General features: G+C 51.8%; 2 protein-coding genes. Both read left to right on the top strand.

Annotation, left to right across the window (positions count from 1 at the left end; genetic code table 11):
* Nucleotides 1-73: 73 nt before the first annotated feature.
* Nucleotides 74-301, top strand: a complete 228-nt coding sequence (locus TH25_RS24545; protein WP_114090861.1) for a hypothetical protein — start codon at nt 74-76, stop codon at nt 299-301.
* Between the two features lie 30 nt (nt 302-331).
* Nucleotides 332-1,981, top strand: coding sequence for a recombinase family protein (locus tag TH25_RS24540; RefSeq protein WP_114090860.1), 1,650 nt, complete (start codon nt 332-334; stop codon nt 1,979-1,981).
* The last annotated feature ends 13 nt before the right edge of the window (nt 1,982-1,994 follow it).

Here is a 1,994-nt window from a genome sequence, read left to right as displayed (position 1 = left end):
CAGTTAAAGGTTAATGAGTTCTGACCCTAGAGCATTCTTGGCAGATCTATCCATTGCATGAAGAGGTGGACCGATGGCTAAGAAATCAGAAGCAAGGGTAGCTGTAACACCCCCGGCTAACGACAATGATGGGATGGAAATTAAGCAGGACCAGCATGTTTGTGTTATCGCCCGTGCCGTCGGCCATCATTTAGCTCGAAAACATTATTTGGCTTGGGAGGAAAAGCAACGTCGGGCAGCCAACGACAATAGTCCTGCCACATTGGAAGAAGAGATAAAGGGGCAAGGCCCCAAAGGGTGAACCTTTTGTTTTGCGAGAAAGGAAAGCCTCATGATCCGTGCAGCGCTTTATGCCCGTTACTCCTCTGACAACCAAAGTGAAAACTCTATCGAAGATCAGCTCCGCATTTGCCGAGAGCAGGTAAAGCGGGAGAGGTGGCGAATTGTCGGTACCTACCATGATGCAGCAATCTCAGGTGCCAGCATTACCTTGCGGCCGGGTATTCAAAGCCTGTTGCAAGATGCGCAGGCGCAGAAGTTCGATGTGGTGCTGGCAGAAGCATTGGATCGCGTCAGCCGAGATCAGGCCGATGTCGCAACTTTGTTCAAACATCTGAAGTTCGCAGGAGTGCGTATCGTTACCTTGGCTGAAGGTGAAATCTCCGAACTGCATGTGGGCCTCAAGGGCACCATGAATGCGCTCTTTCTCAAGGACCTTGCCGATAAAACCCGTCGAGGTCTTCGTGGTCGTGTTGAGAACGGTAAATCCGGCGGCGGGATTTGCTACGGATATGATGTTGTAAAGCGTCTAAACAGTGATGGCGAACCGGTTACCGGTGAGCGCAGAATCAACGAAGCGGAAGCTGAAATTGTCCGCCGCATTTTCCGTGAATTTTCTGCGGGTAAAAGTCCGAAGGCGATCGCCGCCGATCTTAACCGGGAAGGTGTTCCTGGTCCGTATGGTCGGGTTTGGGGTGATACGACCATTCGTGGTCATGTTTCCCGAGGGACTGGCATCGTGAATAACGAGCTTTATATCGGCGTGATGGTCTGGAACCGGCTCCATTATGTCAAGAACCCGGCGACCGGAAAGCGGGTTTCACGACCTAACCCGAAAACCGAGTGGGTTCGGACTGAGGTGCCTGGGTTGCGTATCGTTGAAGATGATCTATGGCAGGCCACACGTCGTCGGCAGGAAGAAATCTCCAGGAAGTATGCAAATGTAACCAAGGGTGTTCGTGCATACCATGCTGCAAAGCTCAATACCCTACGCAGACCTGCTTTCCTGTTTTCCGGTCTTATCAAGTGCGGTTGCTGTGGTGGTAACTATGGCATCATCACCCGGGACCGCTATGGATGCTTAAATCGTTATCGTCGTGGAACCTGTGACAATGGTCGAACAATTGTTCGGGACAAGATTGAAGCCCGTGTTCTGGCCGGGCTTACCGAAAAACTGGTTTCTGCAGAGGCGGTGGCAGAAGCGGTTCAGGCCTATGCCGAAGGTCTGAACCAGATGAACCGGGAACGCCGTGCACAAGCTGTTCTTGATCGGCAGAAACTGGAAAAGGTCGAGCGCGGGATTGCGGGCATTATGTCGGCTATTGAAGATGGCATGTACCAGTCGGCGATGAAGTTCCGAATGGAAGAGCTTGAGCAGGAAAAACAAGAGATCATCGCGCGTATGGATGAGGTTCCTCAAGATGTTCCCGACATCCATCCAAATATTGCGGAGATTTACCGGAAGAAGGTGCAAAACCTGACCGCAGCTCTTGACGATCCACTGATGTATGCGGAGGCGGCAGACGCAATCAGGTCTGTAGTTGGAGAAATAATTGTCACGCCGGGAGATAAGCGCGGCGACTTTCAAATCAGCTTGCGGGGTGAGTTGATGGGCATTCTCGACATTGCGACCGAGCATAAAAACCAAAGTCCACCTGAAGTTATAACAATGGTGGCCTCGGGTCCCCGCAACCAACATTAAAATAGCCTGCCCT

Origin of the sequence: Thalassospira profundimaris, from assembly GCF_003326755.1 — a bacterium.
Classification (GTDB): domain Bacteria; phylum Pseudomonadota; class Alphaproteobacteria; order Rhodospirillales; family Thalassospiraceae; genus Thalassospira; species Thalassospira profundimaris_B.
The sequence above is the reverse complement of the archived record's forward strand: the minus strand, read 5'-3'. Positions and strand labels throughout refer to the sequence as shown.